Below are 25,787 nucleotides of genomic sequence, written 5' to 3' on the forward strand. Positions count from 1 at the left end.
TCCGTCTGGTGGAAGAACAAATGGGCGGCTCTGTGCTCAGGCGTGTTACTGCCGTGTATTGCTCAGCCGGCCACGCGGCGGAGCCGCATATTGTTACTGCCCGACCAGTGCGTAGGTCTGTGTGGCGATCTCCAGTTCTTCGTCGGTCGGCACCACGGCGACGGCCACGCGGGCGTGAGCCGGCGAGATCAGTCGCGGCTCGTCGCCGCGTACGGCGTTGAGCGCGCCGTCCACCGCGAGGCCCAGCCCTTCCAGTCCCGCCACGGCGGCCTCCCGCACCGGGCCCGCGTTCTCCCCGACACCCGCCGTGAACGCCACCGCGTCCACCCTGCCGAGTACGGCGTAATAGGCGCCTATGTACTTCTTCAGCCGGTGAATGTAGATGTCGAAGGCGAGCTGGGCTTCTTCGTCGCCCTCGTCGATCCGGCGACGGATCTCCCGCATGTCGTTGTCCCCGCACAGACCGATCAATCCGCTCTTCTTGTTGAGAAGAGTGTCGATCTCGTCCGTGGACATTTTGCCAACACGCATCAAATGGAAGATGACGGCCGGGTCCATGTCTCCGGAGCGCGTACCCATCACGAGTCCCTCCAAAGGCGTCAGCCCCATGGAGGTGTCCACGCACTTCCCGCCCCGTACGGCGGAGGCGGACGCCCCGTTGCCCAGGTGCAGCACGATCACGTTCACCTCTTCCGGCGACTTGCCCAGCAGCTTCGCCGTCGCCCGGGACACGTACGCGTGCGAGGTCCCGTGGAAGCCGTAGCGCCGGATCCGGTGCTCGTCGGCGGTCTTCACGTCGATCGCGTAGCGTGCGGCCGACTCCGGCATCGTGGTGTGGAAGGCGGTGTCGAAAACGGCGACCTGGGGCAGATCCGGGCGCAGGGCCTGGGCGGTGCGGATACCGGTCAGGTTGGCCGGGTTGTGCAGCGGGGCCACCGGGATCAGCCGCTCGATCTCGGCGAGCACGGCGCTGTCGATGACCGTCGGCGCGGTGAAGAGCTTGCCGCCGTGCACCACCCGGTGCCCGATCGCCGCCAGCTCCGGCGAGTCAAGGCCGAGCCCGTCCTGGGCCAGCTCCTCCGCCACGGCCTTCAGGGCGGCCTCGTGATCGGCGATCGGCCCGGTCCGCTCACGCGACTCCCCGCCGCCTGCGAGGGGCGTGTGCTTGAGCCGGGAGGTCTCCTCGCCGATGCGTTCGACGAGCCCCACGGCCAGCCGGCTGCTGTCGCGCATGTCGAGCAGCTGGTACTTCACCGACGAGGAACCGGAGTTGAGGACGAGGACACGCGTGGAGCTCACTGGGCGGTTGCCTTCTCGATCGGGGACGCGGCGGTGGGGGACGCGGAGAGGGTCTGGGCCTGGATCGCGGTGATGGCGACCGTCGTGACGATGTCCTGGACGAGCGCCCCCCGGGACAGGTCGTTGACCGGCTTGCGCAGCCCCTGCAGCACCGGCCCGACCGCGATCGCGCCGGCCGAACGCTGCACGGCCTTGTAGGTGTTGTTGCCGGTGTTGAGGTCCGGGAAGATCAACACGCTGGCCTGGCCGGCGACTTCGGAGCCCGGCAGCTTGGTCTCGGCGACCGTGGGCTCCACGGCGGCGTCGTACTGGATCGGTCCCTCGATCTTCAGGTCGGGTCGCCGCGAGCGCACCAGCTCGGTCGCCTCCCGCACCTTGTCGACGTCGGCGCCCGAGCCGGACGTACCCGTCGAGTACGACAGCATCGCGATCCGCGGCTCCACGCCGAACTGCTCGGCGGTGGACGCCGACTGGATCGCGATGTCGGCGAGCTGCTCCGCGTTCGGGTCCGGGTTGACCGCGCAGTCGCCGTAGACGAGGACCTTGTCGGCGAGGCACATGAAGAAGACGGACGAGACGATGTCGGCGTCCGGCTTCGTCTTGATGATCTCGAAGGCCGGCCGGATGGTCGCGGCCGTGGAGTGCACCGACCCCGACACCATGCCGTCGGCGAGGCCCTCCTGGACCATCAGCGTGCCGAAGTAGTTCGCGTCGGAGACGACGTCGTACGCCAGCTCCACGGTGACGCCCTTGTGGGCGCGCAGGGCCGCGTACCGCTCGGCGAAGGCGTCCCGCAGCTCGCTGGTGGCCGGGTCGATCAGCCGGGCGTCGCCCACGTCGATGCCGAGGTCGGCGGCCTTCTTGCGGATCTGGTCGACCGGGCCGAGGAGGGTGAGGTCGCACACCCCGCGGCGCAGCAGGACCTCGGCCGCGTGCAGCACGCGCGGCTCGGTGCCCTCGGGCAGCACGACGCACCGCTTGTCCGAGCGGGCCTGCTCCAGGAGCTTGTGCTCGAACATCATCGGGGTGACGCGGTCGCTGCTCGGCGCCGAGACCCGCATGTCGAGGGCGGCGGTGTCGACGTACCGCTCGAACAGGCCGAGCGCGGTCTCCGCCTTGCGCGGGGTGGCCGCGTTCAGCTTCCCTTCCAGGGAGAAGAGTTCGGCGGCGGTGGGGAAGCTGTTGCCGGGCACCGAGAGGACCGGGGTGCCGGGGGCGAGGCGGGCGGCGAGGGTGAGGATGTCGTCGCCGGGGACCTCGTTCAGGGTGAGCAGGACGCCGGCTATCGGCGGGGTGCCGGCACTGTGCGCGGCCAGCGAGCCGACGACCAGGTCGGCGCGGTCGCCGGGGGTGACGACCAGGCAGCCCGGGGTCAGGGCGCCCAGGAAGTTCGGCAGCATCGCGCCGCCGAAGACGAAGTCCAGCGCGTCCCGGGCGAGCCCCGAGTCGTCGCCGAGGACCACCTTGGCGCCCAGCGCGTGCGCGATCTGGGCGACGGTCGGCGCGGACAGGGCGGGTTCGTCGGGGACGACGTAGCAGGGCACCGCGAGGCGCCCGTCGAGCTGCTCGGCGATCTTGTCCCGGTCGTCCCGGGCGACCCGGTTGGTGACCATGGCGAGGACGTCGCAGCCGAGACCGTCGTACGCGCGGTAGGCGTTGCGGGTCTCGGCGAGCACCGACTCGGCGGTCTGCCCCCGGCCGCCGACCACCGGGATCACGGACGCGCCGAACTCGTTGGCGAGGCGCGCGTTGAGCGACAGCTCGTCCGGGAACTGGGTGTCGGCGTAGTCGGTGCCGAGGACCAGGACGACGTCGTAGTCCCGGGCGACCCGGTGGAAGCGGTCGACGAGCGTCGACACCAGCTCGTCGGCGCCGCGCTCGGCCTGCAGGGCGGACGCTTCGTGGTAGTCCATGCCGTAGACCGTCGCCGGGTCCTGGGAGAGCCGGTACCGGGCGCGCAGCAGCTCGAACAGGCGGTCGGGACCGTCGTGGACAAGGGGACGGAACACGCCCACCCGGTCGACCTGCCGGGTCAGCAGCTCCATGACCCCCAGCTCGACGACCTGGCGGCCGTCGCCGCGGTCGATACCGGTCACGTACACGCTGCGCGTCACGTGTGTTCTCCGTTCCGTCTCTCGTTCAGGACTTCCGGATCCCGCGGGAATCCGGCGCGCCGATGATCGCGGCGTGGCCGCCGGCATTCCGGTCCGGTTTCCGGGATCCGGTCCATAAAAATCGCCCACCGAGGTGAGCAGAACCCTCTTGACAATACCTCCGGCGCTATATAAGGCGCCCGTCAGGTCCGGCGGCGACAGCCCCGCCACGGAGCATGAAACAATCGGACCTGGCTCACCGGTATCCACAGCGAGCAGGAGACACAGCACGATGCGCATCGGAGTTCTCACCGCAGGCGGCGACTGCCCCGGCCTGAACGCCGTGATCCGGTCGGTCGTGCACCGAGCGGTCGACCACTACGGCGACGAGGTCATCGGCTTCGAGGACGGGTACGCGGGCCTCCTCGACGGTCACTACCGCACCCTCGACCTCGACGCGGTCAGCGGCATCCTGGCCCGCGGCGGCACCATCCTCGGCTCCTCCCGCCTCCAGCGCGACCGGCTGCGCGAGGCCTGCGAGAACGCCTACGACATCGCGCGCGACTTCGGTATCGACGCGCTGATCCCGATCGGCGGCGAGGGCACGCTGACGGCCGCGCGGATGCTGGCCGACGCGGGGCTGCCGGTGGTCGGCGTCCCGAAGACCATCGACAACGACATCTCCTCCACCGACCGCACCTTCGGCTTCGACACCGCGGTCGGCGTCGCCACCGAGGCGATGGACCGCCTCAAGACCACCGCCGAGTCCCACCAGCGGGTGATGGTCGTCGAGGTCATGGGCCGGCACGCGGGCTGGATCGCCCTGGAGTCCGGCATGGCGGCCGGCGCGCACGGCATCTGCCTGCCCGAGCGCCCCTTCGACCCGGCCGACCTCGTCAAGATGGTCGAGGAGCGCTTCGCCCGGGGCAAGAAGTTCGCGGTGCTCTGCGTCGCCGAGGGCGCCCACCCCGCCGAGGGCTCCATGGACTACGGCAAGGGCGAGATCGACCAGTTCGGTCACGAGCGCTTCCAGGGCATCGGTACGGCGCTGGCGTACGAGCTGGAGCGCCGGCTCGGCAAGGAGGCCAAGCCGGTCATCCTCGGGCACGTGCAGCGCGGCGGCACCCCGACCGCGTACGACAGGGTGCTCGCCACCCGCTTCGGCTGGCACGCGGTGGAGGCCGCGCACCGGGGCGAGTTCGGCAGGATGACCGCCCTGCGCGGCACCGACATCGTGATGGTGCCGCTGGCCGAGGCGGTGACCGAGCTGAAGACGGTCCCGAAGGACCGGATGGACGAGGTGGAGTCGGTCTTCTAAGGCCGTTTGCCCGGGCGGCATGGCGTGGTTCGCTAGCCGGTGTTGTTCTGGACCGTGGTCCAGAAGTGGTCGATCACCCGGTCGAGGAAGTCCTCGCCGGTCTCACCGGCCTCGCTCCCGCCGCCGCCCCAGCCGAGGGTGGCGACCATCTGCCCCTGGTACTGCCGGTGCAGCTTGTGGAGGGTGTCCTCCAGGAGCCGCCGGCCCAGCGGCACGATCTTCGCGACCGGACGGACGTATGCCTGCCACCGCGAGGTCACGGCGTTGCGCAGCAGCTCGGCGAGTTTCGGCTCGCGGCCCGTGACGGCGATGAAATCGGGCAGCGACAGCTCCAGCAGATCGGCCAGCGCGGACGACTGACGGTCGGTTCCGCGCCACTCGTCGTGCTCCTCCATGCTGAGGTAGACGAGCAGTTCGAGCCCGACGGCCCGGGCCACTTCCTCGGCCGGCAAGCCGCGGGAGAGCCGGTGCTCGCGCAGGGTGCGCGGTCTGCCGATGAGGTCACCGGTGGAACACCACAACACGCCCGCGAGCGCGGTGAGTTCGGAGTGGTCGGGGGAGGTGATCCCGCGTTCCCAGGCGATCACGAGGGCGGGTGAGACGTAGGGGAGCCCGTACGAGGCGCGCAGGTCGTAGGCGACGCGCTCGGGTGTCATTCCGAGGGCGGTCCGCAGACGGCGGGCGGCGGGGGCGTCGAACGGGGGAGGCGGCGGCGGGCTGGACGGATTTGGCTGTGGGGGACGGCGCACGGGCCACAAGTTAGGGGCGCGGGCGTGCGCTGACTACGGTCAGTTCGGCCAGGATCACGGATCGTAGGAACATACGGTTTCGGCCGTGGGTTCGGGGTGGCCGAAGATCGTCCGTGTCGGCGCCCGGGGTGGGGTGCGAGGACGGCGCCGGGCCTCCCGGGCGGGTGCCCGGGAGGCGCACGACTTTCCTGTACGAAGCGAATGGCAAGGTAGAGGGGCATATGCGCGAAGGTCCGTCGATGCCGGACGTGTGACTCCTGGCGACGGTCGGTCCTCGCCAGGACGCCGCGGGCCTCGCCCGTGCGGAGGGACCTCGAAGATGTGTGCGTCATGGCCGACGCGACGATCGGCCGGGTGAGCGAGCAGAACCCGCGGCGCAAACCGAACGGTCCCCTCTCCGCTCGCCCCTCTCTCCCGGCTTCAACCCTTCACAGCCCCGCCCAGTGCGAACCCTCCGCCCAGCCGCCGGGCGACCAGCACGTACAGCAGGATCACCGGAGTCGAGTAGACGATCGAGAACGCGGCGAGCTGCCCGTACGCCACCATCCCCCGGTTGCCGAAGAACTCGTTGATGCTGACGGAGGCCGGCATCTGGTCCGGGGTGAGCAGGAGCATGAACGGGACGAAGAAGTTGCCCCACATCATGACGAAGGAGAACACCGTCACCACGGCCACCCCCGGCCCCATCAGCGGCAGCACGATCCGCACGAGCGACTGGAGCGACGAGGCGCCGTCGGTCCAGGCCGCCTCCTCCAGCTCCTTCGGTACGCCGTCCATGAAGTTCTTCATCAGCCAGATGGCGAAGGGGAGTTGGGAGGCCGCGAAGAAGAAGATCGTGCCCTGGAGAGTGTCGATCAGGTCCACCCGCACGAACAAGGCGTACACCGGCACCATGATCGCCGTGATAGGCAGGCTGGTCGCGAAGAGGATCGTGAGGAGGAAGGGCCGGTTCAGGCGGGACCTGAACCGCGACAGGGGGTAGGCCGCGAGCGCCGCGCACACCACCGTCAGTCCGGTCGCGCCGCCGCACAGGATCAGGCTGTTCAGCAGTGGTGTGAAGGTGATGTCGGAGGTCAGGATCGCGTCGAAGTTGCCCAGGGTGAGACCGTCGGGCGCCTTCACCCGCAGGTCCGCGCGCGGATCCAGGGACGACAGCACCACCCAGGCCAACGGCAGCGCGAAGGCGGCGGCGACCACGAGCAGTCCCGCGTCGGCGGCCAGCCGGCGGGAGCGGCGGCGGGAGGAGAGCGTGAGGGCCATGCGTCGTCAGACCTCCGTCCGCAGCAGGCGCAGATAGACGAGGGAGAACAAGGAGCCGACGAGCAGCAGGAGCAGGGCCACCGCGGTGCCGTAGCCGATCATGCTGTTCTGGAAGGCCTGTTCGTACATGAACAGGGGCAGCGTCTGGCTCTTGTTGCCCGGCCCGCCCCTGGTCATCACCCAGATCAGCCCGAAGACGGACAGCGTCTGCAGGGTGTTGAGCATCAGGTTCGTCCCGATGGAACGCCGGATCATCGGCAGCGTGATGTGCCACAACCGGCGCCAGCCGCCCGCCCCGTCGACCTCGGCGGCCTCGGTGATCTCCTTGGGGATCTCGTTGAGGGCGGCGGAGTAGACGAGCATCGAGAAGGCCGTGCCCCGCCACACGTTGGCGAACGACACGGCCAGGATCGGCAGTGTGAACAGCCAGTTCTGGGACGGGAGATGGAGCTGGTCCAGGATGGCGTTCAGGGTGCCCTCGCGGCGGAAGAACGCGTAGAGCAGGAAACCGGCGACCACTTCCGGCAGCACCCACGCCGTGATCACGATCCCGCCGGTGAGCGTACGGACCGGCTTGGAGGCCCGCTGCATGAGCGAGGCCAGCGCCAGCCCGAGGGTGTTCTGCCCGACCAGCGACGAGATGACGGTGAACACCAGCGTCAGCCATACGGCGTTGAGGAACTCCTCGTCCTGGAACGCCGTACGGAAGTTCTCGAAGCCGACGAACGACGACTCGGCCTGGCCGGTGAGCTGCAGATCGGTGAAGGCGATCCAGACGCAGTAGACGATCGGCCCGGCGAGGAAGAGCAGCAGGAGGATCAGGGCGGGGGAGAGGGGGAGGGCGCGGACGAGGGAGCGGCGGAGGGGGACTGTCGCGTGGTCGTCCGATCGTGGCGGGCGCGGACCCGAGGGGGACTTCGCCGCCCCCGGGCCCGTCGCCCGTGGTGCGGCGGTGGTCACTTCTGGACCACCTGGTTGTCGGTGGCGTCCTTGAGGGCGTCGTCGTAGCCCCGCGCGGCCTCCGGCACGGACGTGTCGGCCGTCGTCACGCCTTCCATGGCCTCCTGGACGGCGGTGGACACCCTCGGGTACGCGGGGAAGGCGGGCCGGTAGTGGGTGCTGGCGACGAGGTCGGTGAAGAACTTGATGCCGGGCTGGGCCTTCACGTACGCGGGATCGGCGGCGACGTCCTTGCGTACGGAGATCCCCGAGTTGGCGACGTACCACTTCTGCGCGTTCGCCTTGGTCTGCATCGTCTTGATGAAGTCGAAGGCGAGGTCGGGGTTGGCGGCCTTGTCCGGGACGGACCAGGTCCAGCCGCCGGACATGCTCACCTTGCCGGGGGCCTGCCCGTGCTGGGTGGGCATCGCGGCCAGGCCCAGTTCCTTCGACCACTCGGGCCACTCGTGCCCGCTGCCGGGAAGCCAGTCCTGCGGGAGCCAGGAGCCGTCGAGGGCGATACCGAGCTTGCCCTTGGGGAGCCACTCGCCGCGGACGCGGGTCATGACGTTGGGGTCGAGGGCGTCCTCGACGGCCGGCCCGAGTTTCTCCTTGTAGACGGTCTCGACGAAGGAGAGGGAGTCCTTGAAGCCGTCGCCGCCGGCGACCCACTTCTTCGACGCCCGGTCGTAGAGCGGATCCTGGTCTCCGGCGTCGCCGGTCCCGTAGAGCAGCATCTCGAAGGTCTGCATGGTGGCGGCCTCACCGACGGGCTTGCCGGTGTAGACGTTCAGGGGAATGACGCCCGGGACCTTCTCCTTGATCGCGCGGGCCGCGTCGAGGACCTCGTCCCAGTTCTTCGGCTGCCAGTCCGCGGGCAGACCGGCCTTGGCGAATATGTCCTTGCTGAACCACAGCCCGCGGGTGTCGGTCCCGTCCGGGACGCCGTACGTCTTCCCGTCCTCGGCCTTCGCGGCCGCCTTCGCGGTGTCCATGAACTGGTTCCAGTCCGGCCACTTCGCGAGGTAGGGGTCCAGCGGTTTCAAGTACCCGCTGGTGATGTCCGAGTTGATGAGGAACGTGTCCTCGTAGACCAGGTCCGGGGCGGTCTTGGGGGAGCGGAGCATCTGCTGGAGCTTGGTGTAGTACTCCGAGTCCGGGGCCTTGACGGGGACGAACTCGACCTTCTTGCCCGGGTTCTCCTTCTCGAACTGCTTCTTGACGTCGGCGAGGTAGTCGTCCATGACGTGGATCGAGTTGTCCGTGGACTGCTTGAAGGAGACCGTGACGGTGTCGGGGTCACTGCCGGAGCCGGAGCCGCAGGCGGTGAGGGTGGTGGCGGCGAGTGCGGTGACGGCGATGAGGGTCGGTACTACGGCGGTGGGGCGCACGGGCATGACCTCCTGCGGGCACGTCGCTGTGGCCGGGATGGCTGCCGTGTGAACGTAAGAGGAATGGTCTAGTCAGGTCAATGAGCGTGCGTGGATTGGGGGTTGGTACTGGTGGGCTCGCGTATTCAACTGTCGCCGGTTCCCCGAGGAACCCAGCCCGCCGGTGACCGCCTGTGATCGCCGGCGGCGTACAACTCCAGGACTCGTTCATCGCCTTCATCGACTACGGCCAGGGACCCTTCGAGTCCGCTGATAGATTCCTTCGGTGAGCGAGAAACTACCCAGCGGCGGCATCGAACTGTCACCCGACGAGATCGAAGCCCTCCCCGCCAGGTGGTCATCATGCTGGACCCCGAGTGAGGTCGCGCAGCGGTTGGCCGGGATCAGCACGCCCTGGTACGTGGCCGCGGGCTGGGCGCTGGACTTGTTCCGCGGCACGCAGACGCGCGCTCATGGAGACATCGAGATCGGGATTCCGGCCGCGAGCTTTCCCGAGGTCCGCCACCGCTTCCCCGGATACGTCTTCGACGCTGTAGGCAGCGGCCGGATCTGGGAGGACGCCACACCGGAGGTGCTGGCCGCCGTGCACCAGACATGGCTCCGCGATCCGGCCACCGGAAGCTACCTGCTCGACGTGTTCCGCGAACCGCACGACGGCGACACCTGGATCTGCCGACGCGATGAGAGGATCCGGCTTCCCTACAGCGACATCGTCCATCACACCCAGGACGGCATCCCGTATCTGGCGCCCGAACTGGTCCTGCTGTTCAAGGCCAAGCACGCCCGCCGAAAGGATCAAACAGACTTTGAGGCGACCTTCCCGCGCATGACCTCGGCTCAGCGCGAGACCCTGGCCGAGCTACTCGCCCGCGTACACCCGGGACACCCCTGGATCGCGGGCCTGTAGCCAACGGTTTACTGGTGTGACCGCCTAGCCTGTGAACAAACCCCCATCTGCGCAGCGGCGTCCGGCGCGCACGCTCGCGGGTTGCCGAAAAGCCCCGGTCGACCGGCTTGGTTTGCGGTCCGGGATCGTGGTTGCCGACCAGATCACTCCGTTATGGGCAGGCACTCGGCGAGCAGGTCGACGACGTCCCGCCAAGCTCGCTGCGCGTGCTGAGGGTGAAAACCGACCCCAGGTAGCACGATGTGGTCGACCGGTGGGTGATGGAAGGCGTGCAAGGCGCCGCCGTAGACCACGAGGCGCCAGTCAACGCCCGCAGCCTGCATCTCGGCAGTGAATGCGTCCCGTTGCGCGGGCGGCATGATCGGGTCTTCCGACCCGACCCCGGCCCACACCGGGCAGCGAATGCGCGCCGTCTCGCCTGGTCGGCCCGTGGTCAGTCCGTTGACTGTCGCGATCGCGCGCAGGTCGACGCCGTCGCGCCCGAGTTCCAGCGCGATTGCGCCCCCGGTGCCGTAGCCGACGGCGGCGATCCGGTCCGGGTCGGTCCGCGGCTCGGTGCGGAGCGCGTCGAGCGCCGCGTGGCCGATGCCTCGCATCCGGTCCGGGTCAGCGAGCAGCGGCATGCAACGGGCCAACATCTCTTCAGCGTCGCCCAGATAGCGCCCGCCGTGGAGGTCGAAGGCCAGGGCCACGTATCCCAGCTCGGCGAGCACATCGGCCCGGCGGCGCTCGACGTCGCTCAGCCCCACCCCCTCGGGCCCGACCAAGACCGCGGGCCGGCGGTCGACACCGGCCGGGAGCGCGAGATGCCCGATCATCGGCAGGCCGTCGGCCGCGTATTCGATCGTGCGCGTGGTAACCGTCGTCATGAGCCTGGACTGTAGTGATCGTCGAGCCCGGTCGGGCCGGTGTTCTGCCACTGGCAGAAGGCAGGTCCGGTCCTCGAGGAAGCCGGCCTGTTGGTGACCTTGCGTGATCTCCTGGGGCGTATCGGCTCCATGTCCCGCCTGTCTCTCTGATGAGGCGGCTGGTGGTCCTGTCGTGGTGGCCGAGGGCGTCCGCAACGACGGGGCCGGGTAGTTCGAGGAGTCGCTGTCGGATGGCAGCACCGCGGGCAGCGGCGGCCGGGACCCCGACCTCGTTCAAGAGCGCAGGAGGCCGAGCCGTCTCCGCCGTCAGGCGAGCGGCGGAAGCTGTTCGCCCTGGACGGCCCGGAGGCCGATCCCGACGCGGAGCGTGGTGCCGATGGCGGCCATGCCGGCCTGGACGACCTGGTTGTAGTTCATCGCGAAGTCCTCGCGCGGCAGTTCCGCGGTGGCCCGGAACGCGGCCCGTGGGCCGTCCCACGGGTCGGGACCGGTGCCGGGGTTGGCCAGGTCCAGGTCGACGACCCGGTCCTTGTTTGTTTCCTGACCGCCGACGCCGACGCCGGCGCGGAGGCCGACGGCCCGGCGCGCACGCCACGGGTGGGTGGCGTTGCTGCCGGGCCGTCAGTCACTCACGCGGTCTCACTTCCCGTGCAAAGCCCTGCGGCGACGTCCGCGAAGCACCAGCACGCCGCCGGCAGCGATGACCAGCAGGCCACCGAGGGCGCTGTACGTGACGGCGTTGCTCACCCCGGTGGAAGCCAGGGGGCCGGACGTGCTGCTCGGGGTCGGCTGGCCGACGGGTGCGCCGATCTCCCCCTGCGCACGGGTGCCGGTCGTGCCGGAGGCGGAGACAACCGGCGTGGCGGCGGTCGGCGTGGGGGCGGGCGTCGGCTTGTCAGCGCCGGCGGTCCCCGACGCGGGCTTCAGCTGAAGAGTCGTGATCGAGTACGGCGGCAGCGTCTGTGCGACCGCCGTGCCCCGCTCCGCCGTCGTCAGGGCAGTGTCTCCCTTGGCATACGAAACGGTCGTGACCGCCCCTGCGGCCGGGGTGAATCCGGCGTACGAGAGCGACACCTGCGCCGCGTTCTGCGGGCTCTTGTTGATCAGCATGACGTTCAGACCGCCGTTGCTGCTCCGCACCGCGTGCACAGCAACCGACGAGTTGCCCGAGGACGACTTGACCATGGTGTCGCCAGGCTGCGCCAGTGCGGTCAGCGAGCGGATGCCCCAGTAGGTGGGGAACGGCGTCTCGCGCGGCGGTTCGCACTTCCCCCCGGCGCAGGTTCCAGCGGAGAGCACACCCCCGTCCTGGTAGTCGGTCTGGCCGTTGACGGTGGTGGGTGCTTGGTCCGTGCCGTTGTGCAGGTTCCACCAGTCCACGTGGGTGGCACCCTGCTCGAACCAGGTCATGTAGGTGTCCGGCGCGAACAGGGCCGCGGCCTGGCTGGTCAAGGCGGGCGAGCCGACGGCGTCGGTCTCGGTGACCGCGATCTCCACCGAAGCGGCGCGCGAGCCCTCGTACTTGGCGATCAGCGAGCGCAGCGAGGACCTGACACCGGCGATCCGGGAGGGGGTGTTCAGCAGGTCGGCCGTGGTGGTGCCGCCCGGATACCAGTGGACGATGACGAAGTCGATCGAGCGTCCCGCGATGGAGAGCACCGTGTTGTTCCAGTCGGCGCTGTCACCGGGAGCCTTCTCCGTATCCGGCCAGCCGCCGGGGGTGGTGAGCACCGCTCCGATCTTCACCTTCGGGTCCACGGCCTTCATCGCCTTCGCGTAGGCGATCAGGTTCTTCGCGTACGCCGTCGGGCTTTTGTCGGCGTGCTTGTCAAGTTCCCAGCCCTTGCCGTCGCCGTAGTGCCCGTTGCCGTAGACCTCGTTGCCGATCTCCCAGTACTTCACGCCGTAGCCCTTGTCGACGTTGGCGTACTTGACCCAGTCGGCGGCCTCCTGGGGGGTGCCGGAACCGTAGTTCGCGGTCAGGATCGGCTGGGCGCCGACCCTCTTCGCGGTGGCCATGAAGTGGTCGAAGTCGGTGTTGGAGGGGATCCAGCCGCTGCCGTCGCCGGAGGTGTGGGTCTTCCAGTGGTAGTCGTCCGCGCCGGAGCCGCCGGGAAAGCGCAGCTGCCGAACTCCCGCGGCCTTCATCAGCGAGGACACCTTGGCGTCCCCCATGTGCTCGTCGCCGAAGCCCGTGTTGAGGCCGGCACCACTGCTGGGCACCGTGCCCAAGGAGGTACCGGCATCCACACTGATGCCGACGGTCGGCGCGGCGACCGCGCTGGGCGCCAGGGCGCCGACACCGGCCGAGGCGGCGAGCACCGCCACAGCCCCCACGAGACAATGCCGGAGCATCCGGCTACGGCGGGGTGTACGACCCCAAGGCATCGTCTGTTCGGCGGGTCTCGGGTCCTCTGATGACACGGAATGCTCCGATCAGGGTGTTGACACAGAGGGCGTTGCGCCGCTGACCACGGCTCGCCCTCGTCGGTACACCCCTAAGTGGCCACTCAGAGCGGAAAGGTTGCCATCTCAAACGTTTTTCGCCGAGACGCGGTCGGCACCGTCTCACCGGACCCGGTGACCCCGTGACCCGGTGCCCCAGTGACACGCCCGGGCTCCGCCGCTTCGCGGTGCTGAGCAGCTTGGTCGACATCAGCACCGTGAACAGCTCCAGCGCGTCGTCGATCGCCTTGGCCTCCAGGTGCTGCATCACCGCGGTCAGCATCGCGGTGCCCTTCGGCTCTGGGGCCCGCTCCAGGCTCGTCGCCTTCGACCCCAGGCCGTAACGGGCCGGCGCGGCGAGCCGGTTCGGTGGGAGCTTGTCCAGCTTCACCCGCCCCAGCCGGTACACGGCGATCTCGTACACCCCCTCCAGCCAGGTGACCAGGTGATCCGGGTGACCCAGGTGATCAGGGTGACCCAGGTGATCGCCCTACGCCTGATGCACGATCTGGATCAGGTTGCCGCAGGTGTCGTCCAGTACCGCGGTGGTGACCGAGCCCATCTCCAGCGGCTCCTGGGTGAACCGCACTCCGAGTCCGCGCAGCCGGTCGAACTCCGCGTGGACGTCGTCCACGGCGAAGGCGGTGGCCGGGATGCCGTCGTTGAGCAGGGCGTCCCGGTACGGCTTCACCGCGGGGTGGCCGGCGGGCTCCAGCAGCAGTTCGGTCCCGTCGGGATCCTCCGGCGAGACCACGGTCAGCCACCGGTCCTCGCCCAGCGGGACCTCGGCCTTCTTCACGAAGCCCAGCACCTCGGTGTAGAAGCGCAGGGCCTTGTCCTGGTCGTCGACGAAGACGCTCGACAGGTGGATCCTCATGCTTTCCGCTCCTGTTCGTCGGGCCTGATCCACCGCTCGGCGATGCGCTTCAGCGGTGCCGTGTTCAGGTCGTGGAATTTGTAGCGCCCCTCCCGGCGGCTCTCGACCAACCCGGCGGCCTCCAGTACGGCGAGGTGCTGGGAGACGGCCTGGCGCGACATGCCGAGTTGGTGCTTCATGGTCAGTCTGGAGCAGATCTCGAACAGGGTCTGTCCCGGCTGCTCGGTGAGTTCGTCGAGGATCTTGCGGCGGGTGGAGTCGGCCAAGGCCTTGAATATGTCGTCGGCCACGCACCCACTATAGGCAAGTGCACGCTTGCCTAACAAGCGTCCGACCTGTGCCCCATCCTCGCTACTGAGTTCGACACTTCCGCAGGGTGTGGTCGATGCCCCACTTGGTTGAGCGGTGAACGGTGAGGCGGGGGCCGCGCCCCGGACCGCCTTGGCTCAGCCCGGCGTGTCCATCAGGGCGGTGACATAGGCGTCCAGCCGCTCCTCCACGACTCGCGTCGTCAGCTCCGTCCTCCCTGCCGCCCGCCAGGGCCGCGCCACCAACCGCACTTCTTCCGAGGCGGCCAGCCCGTCCCGCACCCGCCAGTACAGCCGCTCGCCCGGGGCCGCGGCCAGCACCCCGCCGGCCTCCTCGTACGCCTCGGCGAACCGCAGACCCCACGCCGGGCCGTGCAGCAGCGCGAGATTGACGGAGCAGTGCGCCACATCCAGATCCGCCGGGCCCCAAGAGGTCGCCGCCCAGTCGACGACGCCGGTGATCCGGGCACCCGCCGGCCTTGCGGGCGGCACGTCGAACAGCACATTGCCGGGCTGGAAGTCCCGGTGCAGGAACCGCCCTTCGTAGGGCGGCGCGGGCTTGCGGATCACGTCGATCGCCGCGGCCCATGCCGCCGCGCCGGCGCCCTTCGGAGTCACGACGGTGTCGGCGGTCGTCAACGCCACATAGGTGCGGGGCCGCTCGGCGGGTCGCAACGCGTGGATCGCCACGAGTTGGCGGGCCAGCAGAGGGACACGCGCCTCCAGTCCCTCATCGTCGAGGACCGTCCGGCCCGCCAGATGTGTCATCAGGAGCGACGGATACTCGCACTGCGCGGCGGTCGGATCAGCCGCGACCAGTCCAGGAGCCGGCACGCCGGTCCCCGGGAGCAGGGTCAGGGCGCCGGCCTCCCGGTTCAGCGAGTCCTCGGCGTGCTCCACGTAGAACGGGTCGACGAAGGTCCGCAGCACCAGGTCACGAGTGCCTCCGTCCGGCGTGCCGATGGTCAGCCTCCGCATTTCCGCGGTGATGCCGCCCTGCAGCGCCTCGGCTCTGACGATCCGTTCGCCGACCTCCAGGTGCCGGCTCACCCAAGCCAGTGTCAACGGTCGGACAGTCGCCGCTTCATCGTGGTCGGTCACCGTGCCACCACATCATCCGGACGGCGGCACGCGCGAAGCTTTTATCGGCGGGCGCGCAGCCGGTCGATCTCGGCGAGCACGCGGTCCACATGCGGACGCACCTGCGCACGCAACGCATCACTCCATCTCTCCTGTGAGTAGGAGCAGTTGAGATACAGCTGCCTGGCGTGCTCGAGGGCGGGGCGGTGCTCGGGCGGGAGGTGGGCGAGGGCCCAGTCGGCGGCGGCGTCCTTCGACTTGATCTGGCCGGTGGCGAGCGTGGTCCAGATACGGGCGAAGGTCAGCAGGACGTTGCGGGTGTCGCTGTCCAGGTCGTCCAGCAGCCCGGGGACACCCGTCACGCTCGCCCGGACCAGGTCGGCCTCCGGGACCGGGTCGAGGACCTGCGCCGGGCGCGGGCCGGTGAGGGGGTGGTCGCCGGCCAGCGTCATAGCGATCAGCAGAGCCAGATCGGGCATCGGCTCCGGCTGGGGGACCTTCCCGGCCTGGTACTCCGCGCGCAGCCACTCGCCGTAGAGGAAGTCGCCGGTCGGCGGGTACCGCCACGGCCGGACCTCGGCCTGGACGACCACGGTGAGCTCGACCGGGCGGAGGTTGTTCCGGGGGCCGGAGATCCGGAGCAGTCCACCGAGGAGTGTCCGTCGTTCCTGCTCGTCCATGGGCCGCCGGGAGACGACCAGTAGGTCCACGTCGCTGGCCGGCCTGAGTCCGCCGAGCACGGAGGAGCCGTGGAGGTAGGTGCCGATGACATCTTGGCCCAGCGCGCCGCCGACCAGTCCCACGATCTCCTGAACCTGATTCATCGCATCAGCGTCTCCTGTCATCCTGCGGACCGCACGGCATTATTTGATTGCGGCTGGTCAGGGAGCTGCGGGGAGGCCGAGGGTGTCCTCGACGGCCATCCCGAGTTTGTGTCCTCGTAGACCAGGTCCGGGGCGGTCTTGGGGGAGCGGAGCATCTGCCGGAGCTTGGTGTATTACTCCGAGTCCGGGGCCTTGACGGGGACGAACTCGAGCGGGCCGGCCCATCACGGATCACCATCACGTCCGAGTCGAGGCATCAGGCCTATGACGGCTACGCCGGGCCGATCACGAGATCGAAGGAGCCCTGGGTCAGGTTCGCTCGCGTCTATCAAGTTTTGGCCATGCATTACTGGCGTAGAGGGAAGCGGTTGTCTCTTTCTCGCTGGGGAGGTACCCGGTCATATCCGGATTTGCGTTGCGGGTGAACTGTTATTGAGGTCGCGATTCGCTGTGAAGCAGTCATGTGGCAGCTGGGGCTGAAGAGTTGTGACTGGTTTTGTGTGGCACTTGTGGCCCGTTCGCTTCTCTTGACGAGCGCAAGTAAGCGCGGGGTAAGCTCCCGGCACTTTTGAAGATCTTGTGACTCCGGGGTGGGGGCTCTGTGGGGTCGGAGAGCGGGGGAATGTGAGAGCGTCCCGAAGACGGCGTAGTGGTGGCAGAGCACTGATCGCACTGATCGCGTCAGCGGTCGTTGCGGGCGTTGTGCCGTCACTGGACGTCAGCAGCACTGCCCGTGCAGCAGACGGGCTGACCGCTGCCACGGGGGGCGGACGAACCAAGTCGGCGGTGACGCAGGAAGCGGCGGCGACCGCAGCCGAGTCCGGTGGCTCGAACGTCGAGATCACTTCCCTGCGCACCGAGTCGGGTGAGGTGTACGCCACTCCGGACGGGCAGTTCGAGGCCGTGCAGCACCTGAAGCCGGTGCGCACGCGGATGGACGGCGCGTGGAGAGCGGTCGACAACACTTTGAGGAAGCGCAGTGACGGCAGCGTGGTGCCGAATGCCGCAGCGGTGGGGTTGTCGTTTTCCGGGGGCGGGTCGGATCCGCTGGTGACGTTGGAGAGGGGTGGGCGAAAGCTGTCTTTCTCGTGGCCGACATCGTTATCGGCGCCGACGCTGGACGGGGACACGGCAACATACGTGAACGTTCTGCCGGATGTGGACCTGAAGGTCCGCTCGATCACCGACGGCTTCAGTGAACTGCTGGTGGTGAAGTCCCCGGAAGCAGCAAAGAATCCTGCGTTGGCCGAGTTGAAGCTGCCCGTCGACTCTCCGGGGCTCGACTTGCAGGAGACGGCCTCAGGTGGCTTGGCAGCGGTGGATCAGGCCGCGGGCGGTGTTGTCTTCGAGGCGGCCCAGCCCCTCATGTGGGACTCGGCGGAGGCATCCGGCACCCAGGCGCACACGGTGCGGAGTGCGACCGTCGAAGGGGCGGCCTCCACTGCGGCGAATGTCGAAGACGGACCTGGGGATGGCGCGAATGTAGCGCCGATCGATGTCGAGGTGGCATCGGATGACAGTGAACTCCGGCTGACGCCGGACCAGGGAATGCTGACAGATCCCAGGACGACGTTCCCGGTCTACATCGACCCACAGACCTACACCCCGAAGGCGGGGGAGTGGACGATGGTCTCGCGGTACTGGGCGTCCTCGCCGCAGTGGCGGTTCAACGGGGACTCGGACGCCGGCGTGGGCTACTGCGGTTGGGACTACTGCGCGCCGTACGACGTGAAGCGGCTGTTCTACAAGTTTCCGACCTCGCGGTTCTCCGGAAAGTCGATCCTCAGCGCGACGTTCGTCGGGCATGAGACGTGGTCCGGGTCGTGCGATGGGCGGACGGTGCAGTTGTGGCGGACGAAGTCGTTCGACTCGGGCACGACCTGGAACAGTTCGGCCGACAACTGGTTGGACCAGTTGGATTCGCGCGACGTGGCCAAGGGCGGGAGCGCGAGCTGTCCAGCCGGAGACGTGGAGTTCGACGCCACGGCGGGTGTGAAGTACGCGGCGTTGCATGATTCGTCGTACACGTCCTTCGGGCTCCGTGCGGCGAATGAGGATGACAAGTACGGCTGGAAGCGGTTGTATTGACGTCTACGACCCGGAGTAGTGCCTGATGCCTCTGATTCATTCGACTGACCCTGACTTTCGCGTGTGTCAGATCAGCTTCGATACGCTGCTCGCGATCCAGTTGGAGGCGGAGAGGCGAGGCTGGGCGACTCGATGGTCCTCTGTAGATGCGCTCCGCAGCCAGGTCAGGGATAGCGCCGTCGTCCTCCAGTCGCTGATGCGCGAGGAGCGCGGAGGGGCTGTGTGGGCATACCGGTGTCTGGTGTTGTTCTCGGCTGCGGATGGCGAGGAAGCTGGCGGAATCGCCACGATCGATCTTGATCCGGCAACGTTCGAGTCGTTGGAGCGAATTGATCGAGACCCGGATACCCGCAAGGCTTTTGCGCGAATGTTCTCCCTTGCGAGCGGTGGAATTTCAATGGTCTCGAAGAAATAGCGAGATCTATCAATTGCCACCCATTGGTGGAGCAACTGCAGGTCGATTCGGCGAATTCCTCGTCTCTCTGAATTGGAAATTCATCTCTGACGCGAACCTTGGCCGCCGAACTGGGAGAATTCCCCATCGATAACGACCAGCGATAACCGCAGATGCCCCACCGGAATGATGTTCCGGTGGGGCATCTGCGGTGTCTGACGGCAGTAGTTGACGGCAACGTCAGCGGGCTGGGGTTGCACAGGGGGGTGGTTCGTTGCCGTCGTCGGGCTTGCTGGTGCTCTCGGTGGGGGTGGCGGAGGGCGTGGCCGAGGAGGTTGATGGCGTTGCGTTGGAGGCGGAGCCAGACGTGGGCGTACACGGTGGCGGTGACGCCGATGTGGGAGTGGCCGAGGAGTTCCTTGATGACGACGAGTTCGACGCCCTGTTCCAGGAGGAGGGTCGCCGCCGAGTGGCGTAGGTCGTGGAACCGGATGCGGCGGAGCCTGGCCAGTTGCACCACCTCAAGGGTCTCACCGAACGCGCCCGGCGCCTCAACGCCCCCGCCCCACCACCCCCCGCACCCACCGGTACACCAACTCCGGCCGCCCCACCTGCCCGTACACGGGAGCCCGTTCCGCTCGCCCCGCCTCCACCAGGTGTTCCAGGTAGCGGCGGGCCGTTATCCGGGAGATGCCCACGGCCTCCGCGATCCGGGCAGCCGTCAGGCCCTCTTCCGCCTCCCGCAGGGCGCCTGTGACGCGCTCCAGCGTCGGTCCGCTCAACCCCTTCGGCAGCGCCGCCGGCCCCGGTGCCCGCAGCGTCGCCAGGGCTCTGTCCACCTCGTCCTGCCCGCTCGCCTCACCCGCCGCCGCGTGGAACTCGGAGTATCTGACCAGCCGGTCCCGCAGTGTCGCGAAGGTGAACGGCTTCAGTACGTACTGGACGACCCCCAGGGACACCCCTTCCCGCACCACCGTCAGATCCCGCGCCGACGTCACCGCTATGACGTCCGCCAGGTGCCCGGCCGCCCGCAGCGAGCGCGCCAGTTGCAGGCCGTGCACGTCCGGCAGGTGCAGGTCCAGGAGCAGCAGGTCCACCGCCGTACGTTCCAGCGCGCGCCGCGCCTCCGCCCCGGTGTGCGCCTTGCCGACGGCCGCGAAGCCGGGGACCCGGTTGACGTACATGACGTGGGCGTCGGCGGCGACCGGGTCGTCCTCCACCACCAGGACCCGGATGGTCGGCTGCTGCTCGCTCGTCGTCATGCGTCGCCTCCAGAAACCGGGCCCGCCGGGACCGCGCCCTCGGACACCCGCTCGGCATCGGCTCCGTCCCGCAACGGCAGCCGTACCTCGAACACCGCCCCGCCCCCGTCGGCCTCCGCCACCGTGAGCGTCCCCTCGTGCCGGGTCACCGCCTGCCGTACGAGGGCCAGGCCGAGCCCGCGCCCGCCCGGCCCGGCCGGCTTCGTCGAGAAGCCCCGCTGGAACACCGCCTCCGCGTGCGCCGGGTCCACGCCCGCCCCCGTGTCCGAGACGCGCAGGACCAGCCGGCCGTTCGCCTCGCCCTCGGTGTACGCGGTCACCGTCACCTTCGCCCGCAGGCTCCCCTGCGCCGCGTCCACCGCGTTGTCGATCAGGTTGCCGAGGATGGTGACCAGGTCACGGGAGGACAGCGACGTCGGCAGCAGCCCGTCGTCGAGGCGGCTGTCCTCCGACACCACCAGCTCCACGCCCCGCTCGTTCGCCTGTGCCGTCTTGCCCAGCAGCAGGGCCGCCAGCACCGGCTCGCTCACCGCGGCCACCACCTGGTCGGTGAGCGCCTGCGCCAGCTCCAGTTCGGCGGTGGCGAACTCCACCGCCTCCTCCGCGCGGCCCAGTTCGATCAGGGAGACGACCGTGTGGAGCCGGTTCGCCGCCTCGTGCGCCTGCGAGCGCAGTGCCTGGGTGAAGCCGCGCTCCGAGTCCAACTCGCCCATCAGGGCCTGGAGTTCGGTGACGTCGCGCAGGGTCACCACCGTCCCCCGGCGTTCGCCTCCGGACACCGGGGAGGTGTTGATCACCAGCACCCGGTCCGCCGTCAGATGCACCTCGTCCACCCGCGGCTCGGACGCCAGCAGCGCCCCGGTGAGGGGGGCGGGCAGGGCGAGTTCCGCGACCGAGCGGCCCACCACGTCCGCCTCCGAGGTCACGCCCAGCAGCTCCCGTCCGCCGTCGTTGATCAGCGCGACCCGGTACTGCCCGTCCAGCATCAGCAGCCCCTCCCGCACCGCGTGCAGCGCGGCCTGGTGGTAGTCGTGCATCCGGCTGAGCTCGCTCGCGTTCATGTTGTGCGTGTGACGGCGCAGGCGGGCGTTGATGACGTACGTGCCGATGGCGCCGAGCGCGAGAGCGCCGGCCGGGACACCGAGCAGGGCCGTCAGCTGGTCCTGGACCCGCTCGGTGATCACCTTGACCCTGATGCCGGCGCTGACCAGGCCCACGACCCTGCCGTTGTCCTCGATCGGGGTGACCGCGCGGACCGACGGGCCGAGGGTGCCGGAGTACGTCTCGGTGAACGTCCTGCCTTCCAGCGCGCCGCCGATGTGGCCGCGGAACTTCTGGCCGATCTGGTCCTCGACGGGGTGGGTCCAGCGGATCCGCTGCGGGTTCATGATCGTGATGAAGTCGACCTCGGTGTCGCGCATCACCTGCAGCGCGTACGGCTGGAGCTCCGCCGAGGGGTCGGGGGTGCGGATCGCGGCCCGGACGGAGGGGGAATCGGCCACCGAGCGGGCCACCGCCGTGGCCTGGCGGCGTGCCGCTTCCTCGGCCTGGCTGCGGTCGCTGACGTAGGTGAACAGCGCGTACCCGGCGACGACCACCGCTATCAGCACGGCCTGCATGGCGAAGAGCTGGCCGGCCAGGCTGCGGGGGGTCGGTACGCGGACGTGCATGTCGTCAGTCTGCCCCTTGGCTGATTGTGAACTAAATGAACGGAAGGGTGACCGCCCTCACACGACGGGAGATAGTCACCGCATCCCCCCATGCAGAGCCGCCCTGCGGAACCCCCTACAGAACCGCATGGCGCCGGAAGTCAGAACCGCACAACGCCGCAGTACAGAAACGCACAACGCCGCAGTACAGAAACGCCATGAGAACCCCCATCCCCCGGACGTGAGCCGCACGCCGGTGATGCCGACGACGTCGTCAAGGAGGGCCGCTGTGACCAGCGCAGCCGATACGGCACCTGCCGCACCCAAAGCCAAGCGGGACCGCACGCACTATCTCTACATCGCGGTGATCGTCGCGGTCGCCATCGGTATCACCGTCGGTCTGGTCGCACCTGACTTCGCCGTCGAGCTGAAGCCGATCGGCACCGGGTTCGTGAACCTGATCAAGATGATGATCTCGCCGATCATCTTCTGCACCATCGTGCTGGGCATCGGCTCGGTCCGGAAGGCCGCCAAGGTCGGCGCGGTCGGTGGTATCGCGCTGCTCTACTTCACGATCATGTCGCTGGTCGCCCTGGCCATCGGTCTGGTCGTCGGCAACATCCTGGAGCCCGGTACGGGCCTCGCGGTGACCGACGCGATCAAGAACGCCGGTCACGCACAGGTCGACGCCGAGGCCAAGGACACCACCGAGTTCCTGCTCGGCATCATCCCGACGACGATCGTCTCCGCCTTCACCGAGGGCGAGGTGCTGCAGACACTGCTGATCGCCCTGCTCGCCGGTTTCGCGCTGCAGGCCATGGGTCCGGCCGGGCAGCCGGTCCTGCGCGGTGTCGAACACATCCAGCGGCTCGTCTTCCGCATCCTCGCCATGGTGATGTGGGCCGCCCCGATCGGTGCCTTCGGTGCCATGGCGGCGGTGGTCGGTTCGGCCGGCGTCGACGCGCTCAAGAGCCTGGCCGTGCTGATGCTCGGCTTCTACGTCACCTGTTTCCTCTTCGTCTTCATCGTGCTCGGCACGCTGCTGCGGGTGATCGCGGGCCTGAACATCCTCACGCTCTTCAAGTACCTGGGCCGCGAGTTCCTGCTGATCCTGTCCACCTCGTCGTCCGAGTCCGCGCTGCCGCGGCTCATCGCGAAGATGGAGCACCTCGGCGTCAGCAAGCCGGTGGTCGGCATCACCGTCCCGACCGGCTACTCCTTCAACCTCGACGGCACCATGATCTACATGACCATGGCGTCCCTGTTCATCGCCGACGCCATGGGTACGCCGATGTCGGTCGGCGAGCAGATCCCGCTGCTGCTCTTCCTGTTCGTCGCCTCCAAGGGCGCGGCCGGTGTGACCGGCGCGGGTCTGGCCACGCTGGCGGGCGGTCTCCAGTCGCACAAGCCCGCGCTGGTCGACGGCATCGGCCTGATCGTCGGCATCGACCGCTTCATGAGCGAGGCCCGCGCCCTGACGAACTTCGCGGGCAACGCCGTCGCCACGATCCTGATCGGGACCTGGACCAAGGAGATCGACCGGGGCCGCGTCGACCAGGTGCTCTCCGGTGAGATTCCCTTCGACGAGAAGACCCTCCTCGACGACGGCTCCGACGATGCCGCCGACTCCACCCACGCGCAGCTTCCCGAACAGGGCGGCGAGAAGGAACTGGCCAAGGCCTGACGGGCCTCGCCGCCGCGTCCGGCGGGCCCGGCCCCACGCCCGGCGGGCCCGGCCCCACGCCCGGTGGGTCCGGGCCCTCACGCCCGGTGGGCCCCGGCTCCCACGCCCGACGGGGCCCGGCCTTCTGGCCCTGGCGGGCGGATGGGCTCGGGCCCCCTGGACCCGGACCCGACCGGCCTTCCGCGCCGGACCGGCCGGCCTTCCGGCCCTGACGGGCGGGTGCCCCCAGGCGGGTGGGGCCGGGCGCCTGGAGCCGGGCATGACCGGCAGGAGGCAGGAGGCCGGCCCTTCGCCCGACCGCCGACCCTCCGCGCCTGACCGGCAGCCGTCTCCGACCGGGTCGGCAGGCGCCCCAAGCCCGACCGGCAGATCCCCCCAGCCGGGCCGGGCCCGGAGCCTGAACCCGGGCCCGGCCCGTCGACTCCGGGCGGCTGAGTGCTCCCCCGTGTCTCAGCCGCCCGGTCGCCGGTCTGTCAGCCTCTGTCGGCGTCTGTGGGAGCCGGCCTCCGCACGATGACTCACCGAACTCTTACCCGGCCCCACTAGCCTGCCGCACCGGACCGACCGGTGCGGCAGGCTCATGCGGAGGCATGCGGGCGATGAAGATCGACTGGGACCGGCGGACCTGTGCCCGGCGTGGGCACGTCACGTACGCGCCGGACGAACCCGTGCTGCGGGAGCGGCTGCACGCCGAGACCGCGCTGGGCGTGGCCTGGCGCTGTCTGCGCTGCGGTGACTTCGCCCTCGGCGACCCGCACGGCTCCGGGCCGGCCGTCCGGGCCCCGCTCGTCCCGCGCGGCAAGGTACTGCGCGACCTGTTCATCCTGCGCTTCCTGGCCGTCGAGCGGGCCGTGCGCGGGGTGTTCATCGTGCTGGTCGCGGTGGCGGTGTGGAAGTTCAGCAACTCTCAGGACGCGGTCCGCCGGCTCTTCGACGAGTACCTGGACGTCTTCCGCCCCGTCTTCCGGCACTTCCACTACGACCTCGACCACTCACCGGTCGTCGGCACCTTCCAGAAGATCTTCGGCTACCGGCACTCCACGCTGGTGCTGGTGGCGGTTCTGCTGCTCGCCTACGCGCTGATCGAACTGGTCGAGGCGGTCGGTCTCTGGTACGCCAAACGCTGGGCGGAGTACCTGACCGTCGTCGCCACCGCCGCGTTCCTCCCCCTGGAGATCTACGAACTCACCGAGCACATCAGCGGTTTGAAGATCGCTACACTGGTCCTGAACGTCCTCGCCGTCCTCTACATCGCCCTCGCCAAGCGGCTGTTCGGCCTGCGGGGCGGCCGCCGGGCGTTCGAGGAGGAGCGGCAGAGCGCCTCCCTGCTGGAGGTGGAGGAGTCCGCCCGAGTGCCTGCCTAGGGGCGACATCCGTGGCTTGGTTGCCTTGACGTCGGCGTCAAGGCTTACGTTCCTACGTATGCGCATCGGCGAGCTGGCCGCGCGGGCCGGGACCACGACCCGGACGCTGCGGTACTACGAGGCACGGGGGCTGCTGCCCGCGAAGCGGAACGGCAACGGATACCGCGTCTACGACGAGGACGACCTGAAGCTGCTGCGGCAGATCAGGACGCTGCAGGACTTCGGGTTCGACCTGGAGGAGACGCGGCCGTTCGTGGAGTGTCTGCGGGCCGGACACCCGGAGGGCGACACGTGTCCGGCCTCGCTCGCGGTCTACCGGCGCAAGCTGGACGAACTGGACGCGCTGATCGGCGAGTTGCAGGCCGTGCGGGCTCAGGTCGGGGCGCAGCTGGTGCGGGCCGAGCGGGCCCGGGACGAGCTGGCCGTCGGGGCGCTGGCTCCGGGTGGTCCGGAGCCGCAGTGCGAGCTGGGAGGGAACCTCAGGTGATCAAGGCGGCGGGTGTGGCCGAGGTGACGGACGCGGACTTCGAGGCGGAGGTGATCGGCGCGGAACTGCCGGTGCTGGTGGAGTTCACCGCCGACTGGTGTCCGCCGTGCCGGCAGATGGGGCCGGTGCTCAGTGCGGTCGCCGAAGAGGAGGGCGAGCGGTTGAAGGTGGTGCAGCTGGACGTGGACACCAACCCGGAGACCACGAACGCGTACCAGGTCCTGTCGATGCCGACCTTCATGGTCTTCCGGGGCGGCGAGCCGGTGAAGGCGATGGTGGGGGCGCGGCCGAAGCGACGGCTGCTGGAGGAACTGGCGGACGTCCTGTGACCTGACGCTCTGACGCCCAAAAGAGGAAATCCCCCGAGCAATTGCGCTCGGGGGATTTCCTTGCGTATATTTAATGGTTCGCGACTTCACCGGTATCGGGTCGCAAAGAAGTTCAGTAGCCACAGTATATCCGGGCGGGAGCGGAATTGTCAAACAACGACTTTCCAGATC

General features: G+C 69.0%; 22 protein-coding genes and 3 pseudogenes. 8 read left to right on the top strand and 17 right to left on the bottom strand.

Annotation, left to right across the window (positions count from 1 at the left end):
* Window positions 1-93 precede the first annotated feature (93 nt).
* Window positions 94-1,299 (bottom strand): acetate kinase, encoded by a 1,206-nt coding sequence (locus ACIBK3_RS10395; RefSeq protein WP_399363862.1) that lies wholly within the window; start codon window positions 1,297-1,299, stop codon window positions 94-96.
* Window positions 1,296-3,413, bottom strand: coding sequence for a phosphate acetyltransferase (pta, locus tag ACIBK3_RS10400; protein WP_399363864.1), 2,118 nt, complete (start codon window positions 3,411-3,413; stop codon window positions 1,296-1,298). The genes ACIBK3_RS10395 and pta overlap by 4 nt, the downstream gene beginning before the upstream one ends.
* 271 nt (window positions 3,414-3,684) lie before the next feature.
* On the opposite strand from pta, the gene ACIBK3_RS10405 reads away from it, so the two are divergent.
* The gene (locus tag ACIBK3_RS10405; protein WP_030672169.1) at window positions 3,685-4,710 is read left to right on the top strand and encodes an ATP-dependent 6-phosphofructokinase; all 1,026 of its coding nucleotides are present in this window, start codon (window positions 3,685-3,687) and stop codon (window positions 4,708-4,710) included.
* A gap of 32 nt (window positions 4,711-4,742) precedes the next feature.
* On the opposite strand, the gene ACIBK3_RS10410 is transcribed toward ACIBK3_RS10405, so the two are convergent.
* From ACIBK3_RS10410 to ACIBK3_RS10425, 4 genes are all read right to left on the bottom strand, one after another.
* Window positions 4,743-5,459 carry a helix-turn-helix domain-containing protein gene (locus ACIBK3_RS10410; protein WP_399363866.1) on the bottom strand — a complete coding sequence of 239 codons (717 nt, stop codon included), beginning with the start codon at window positions 5,457-5,459 and terminating at the stop codon, window positions 4,743-4,745.
* A 420-nt stretch (window positions 5,460-5,879) separates the two neighbouring features.
* Window positions 5,880-6,719, bottom strand: coding sequence for a carbohydrate ABC transporter permease (locus tag ACIBK3_RS10415; RefSeq protein WP_399363868.1), 840 nt, complete (start codon window positions 6,717-6,719; stop codon window positions 5,880-5,882).
* 6 nt (window positions 6,720-6,725) lie between these two features.
* Window positions 6,726-7,679, bottom strand: a complete 954-nt coding sequence (locus ACIBK3_RS10420) for a carbohydrate ABC transporter permease (protein ID WP_399363870.1) — start codon at window positions 7,677-7,679, stop codon at window positions 6,726-6,728.
* Window positions 7,676-9,055, bottom strand: coding sequence for an extracellular solute-binding protein (locus ACIBK3_RS10425; protein WP_399363872.1), 1,380 nt, complete (start codon window positions 9,053-9,055; stop codon window positions 7,676-7,678). The genes ACIBK3_RS10420 and ACIBK3_RS10425 overlap by 4 nt, the downstream gene beginning before the upstream one ends.
* Window positions 9,056-9,314: 259 nt before the next feature.
* Here ACIBK3_RS10425 and ACIBK3_RS10430 point away from each other — a divergent pair, with 259 nt between their 5' ends.
* On the top strand, window positions 9,315-9,956 hold the full coding sequence (locus ACIBK3_RS10430; protein ID WP_399363874.1) for a nucleotidyltransferase domain-containing protein: 642 nt from the start codon (window positions 9,315-9,317) through the stop codon (window positions 9,954-9,956).
* 143 nt (window positions 9,957-10,099) lie between these two features.
* Here the strand turns inward: ACIBK3_RS10430 and ACIBK3_RS10435 are convergent, their stop codons facing one another.
* From ACIBK3_RS10435 to ACIBK3_RS10470, 8 genes and pseudogenes are all read right to left on the bottom strand, one after another.
* A complete protein-coding gene (locus ACIBK3_RS10435; protein WP_399363876.1) occupies window positions 10,100-10,825 on the bottom strand; it encodes a dienelactone hydrolase family protein in 726 nt (241 codons plus the stop codon).
* Window positions 10,826-11,131: 306 nt separating this feature from the next.
* Window positions 11,132-11,350: pseudogene (locus ACIBK3_RS10440) on the bottom strand (hypothetical protein); the annotation flags it as partial.
* A 114-nt stretch (window positions 11,351-11,464) separates the two neighbouring features.
* A complete protein-coding gene (locus ACIBK3_RS10445; RefSeq protein ID WP_399363878.1) occupies window positions 11,465-13,162 on the bottom strand; it encodes an LPXTG cell wall anchor domain-containing protein in 1,698 nt (565 codons plus the stop codon).
* 280 nt (window positions 13,163-13,442) lie between these two features.
* Window positions 13,443-13,703: pseudogene (locus ACIBK3_RS10450) on the bottom strand (hypothetical protein); the annotation flags it as partial.
* Between the two features lie 57 nt (window positions 13,704-13,760).
* Window positions 13,761-14,147, bottom strand: coding sequence for a VOC family protein (locus tag ACIBK3_RS10455; RefSeq protein ID WP_399363880.1), 387 nt, complete (start codon window positions 14,145-14,147; stop codon window positions 13,761-13,763).
* Window positions 14,144-14,437, bottom strand: coding sequence for an ArsR/SmtB family transcription factor (locus ACIBK3_RS10460; protein ID WP_399363882.1), 294 nt, complete (start codon window positions 14,435-14,437; stop codon window positions 14,144-14,146). The genes ACIBK3_RS10455 and ACIBK3_RS10460 overlap by 4 nt, the downstream gene beginning before the upstream one ends.
* Window positions 14,438-14,593: 156 nt before the next feature.
* A complete protein-coding gene (locus ACIBK3_RS10465) occupies window positions 14,594-15,505 on the bottom strand; it encodes a phosphotransferase family protein (RefSeq protein WP_399363884.1) in 912 nt (303 codons plus the stop codon).
* Window positions 15,506-15,597: 92 nt separating this feature from the next.
* Window positions 15,598-16,359, bottom strand: a complete 762-nt coding sequence (locus ACIBK3_RS10470; protein ID WP_399363886.1) for an aminoglycoside adenylyltransferase family protein — start codon at window positions 16,357-16,359, stop codon at window positions 15,598-15,600.
* Between the two features lie 786 nt (window positions 16,360-17,145).
* Here ACIBK3_RS10470 and ACIBK3_RS10475 point away from each other — a divergent pair.
* Both ACIBK3_RS10475 and ACIBK3_RS10480 read left to right on the top strand, forming a co-directional pair.
* Window positions 17,146-18,447, top strand: coding sequence for a DNRLRE domain-containing protein (locus tag ACIBK3_RS10475; protein WP_399363888.1), 1,302 nt, complete (start codon window positions 17,146-17,148; stop codon window positions 18,445-18,447).
* A gap of 25 nt (window positions 18,448-18,472) precedes the next feature.
* Window positions 18,473-18,862 carry a hypothetical protein gene (locus tag ACIBK3_RS10480; RefSeq protein WP_399363890.1) on the top strand — a complete coding sequence of 130 codons (390 nt, stop codon included), beginning with the start codon at window positions 18,473-18,475 and terminating at the stop codon, window positions 18,860-18,862.
* A gap of 403 nt (window positions 18,863-19,265) precedes the next feature.
* Here ACIBK3_RS10480 and ACIBK3_RS10485 read toward each other — a convergent pair.
* From ACIBK3_RS10485 to ACIBK3_RS10495, 3 genes and pseudogenes are all read right to left on the bottom strand, one after another.
* Window positions 19,266-19,361, bottom strand: a pseudogene (locus ACIBK3_RS10485) (integrase); the annotation flags it as partial.
* A gap of 31 nt (window positions 19,362-19,392) precedes the next feature.
* Entirely contained in the window at window positions 19,393-20,103 is a 711-nt protein-coding gene (locus ACIBK3_RS10490) for a response regulator (RefSeq protein WP_399363892.1), read from the bottom strand.
* Window positions 20,100-21,773 carry an ATP-binding protein gene (locus ACIBK3_RS10495; RefSeq protein WP_399363894.1) on the bottom strand — a complete coding sequence of 558 codons (1,674 nt, stop codon included), beginning with the start codon at window positions 21,771-21,773 and terminating at the stop codon, window positions 20,100-20,102. The genes ACIBK3_RS10490 and ACIBK3_RS10495 overlap by 4 nt, the downstream gene beginning before the upstream one ends.
* 238 nt (window positions 21,774-22,011) lie before the next feature.
* Between ACIBK3_RS10495 and ACIBK3_RS10500 the strand changes: the two genes are divergently transcribed.
* From ACIBK3_RS10500 to ACIBK3_RS10515, 4 genes are all read left to right on the top strand, one after another.
* Window positions 22,012-23,436: a cation:dicarboxylate symporter family transporter gene (locus ACIBK3_RS10500; protein ID WP_399364008.1), complete on the top strand. Its 1,425-nt coding sequence runs from the start codon at window positions 22,012-22,014 to the stop codon at window positions 23,434-23,436.
* 599 nt (window positions 23,437-24,035) lie between these two features.
* Window positions 24,036-24,800, top strand: a complete 765-nt coding sequence (locus ACIBK3_RS10505; protein ID WP_399363896.1) for a DUF2127 domain-containing protein — start codon at window positions 24,036-24,038, stop codon at window positions 24,798-24,800.
* Window positions 24,801-24,858: 58 nt separating this feature from the next.
* The gene (locus ACIBK3_RS10510) at window positions 24,859-25,287 is read left to right on the top strand and encodes a MerR family transcriptional regulator (protein ID WP_399363898.1); all 429 of its coding nucleotides are present in this window, start codon (window positions 24,859-24,861) and stop codon (window positions 25,285-25,287) included.
* A gap of 14 nt (window positions 25,288-25,301) precedes the next feature.
* Window positions 25,302-25,616 (top strand): thioredoxin family protein, encoded by a 315-nt coding sequence (locus tag ACIBK3_RS10515; protein WP_399364010.1) that lies wholly within the window; start codon window positions 25,302-25,304, stop codon window positions 25,614-25,616.
* Window positions 25,617-25,787: the final 171 nt, after the last annotated feature.

It is taken from the genome of Streptomyces sp. NPDC050287 (genome assembly GCF_044459385.1).
In the GTDB taxonomy this organism is placed as follows: domain Bacteria; phylum Actinomycetota; class Actinomycetes; order Streptomycetales; family Streptomycetaceae; genus Streptomyces.

What these genes read in the sequence shown, in the direction of transcription:
- ACIBK3_RS10405 (WP_030672169.1), top strand. Translation starts at nt 3,685, where the DNA reads ATGCGCATCGGAGTTCTCACCGCAGGCGGCGACTGCCCCGGCCTGAAC.
- ACIBK3_RS10415 (WP_399363868.1), bottom strand. Translation starts at nt 6,719, where the DNA reads ATGGCCCTCACGCTCTCCTCCCGCCGCCGCTCCCGCCGGCTGGCCGCC.
- ACIBK3_RS10425 (WP_399363872.1), bottom strand. Translation starts at nt 9,055, where the DNA reads ATGCCCGTGCGCCCCACCGCCGTAGTACCGACCCTCATCGCCGTCACC.
- ACIBK3_RS10435 (WP_399363876.1), bottom strand. Translation starts at nt 10,825, where the DNA reads ATGACGACGGTTACCACGCGCACGATCGAATACGCGGCCGACGGCCTG.
- ACIBK3_RS10455 (WP_399363880.1), bottom strand. Translation starts at nt 14,147, where the DNA reads ATGAGGATCCACCTGTCGAGCGTCTTCGTCGACGACCAGGACAAGGCC.
- ACIBK3_RS10470 (WP_399363886.1), bottom strand. Translation starts at nt 16,359, where the DNA reads ATGAATCAGGTTCAGGAGATCGTGGGACTGGTCGGCGGCGCGCTGGGC.
- ACIBK3_RS10480 (WP_399363890.1), top strand. Translation starts at nt 18,473, where the DNA reads ATGCCTCTGATTCATTCGACTGACCCTGACTTTCGCGTGTGTCAGATC.
- ACIBK3_RS10490 (WP_399363892.1), bottom strand. Translation starts at nt 20,103, where the DNA reads ATGACGACGAGCGAGCAGCAGCCGACCATCCGGGTCCTGGTGGTGGAG.
- ACIBK3_RS10495 (WP_399363894.1), bottom strand. Translation starts at nt 21,773, where the DNA reads ATGCACGTCCGCGTACCGACCCCCCGCAGCCTGGCCGGCCAGCTCTTC.
- ACIBK3_RS10500 (WP_399364008.1), top strand. Translation starts at nt 22,012, where the DNA reads ATGCCGACGACGTCGTCAAGGAGGGCCGCTGTGACCAGCGCAGCCGAT.
- ACIBK3_RS10505 (WP_399363896.1), top strand. Translation starts at nt 24,036, where the DNA reads ATGAAGATCGACTGGGACCGGCGGACCTGTGCCCGGCGTGGGCACGTC.
- ACIBK3_RS10510 (WP_399363898.1), top strand. Translation starts at nt 24,859, where the DNA reads ATGCGCATCGGCGAGCTGGCCGCGCGGGCCGGGACCACGACCCGGACG.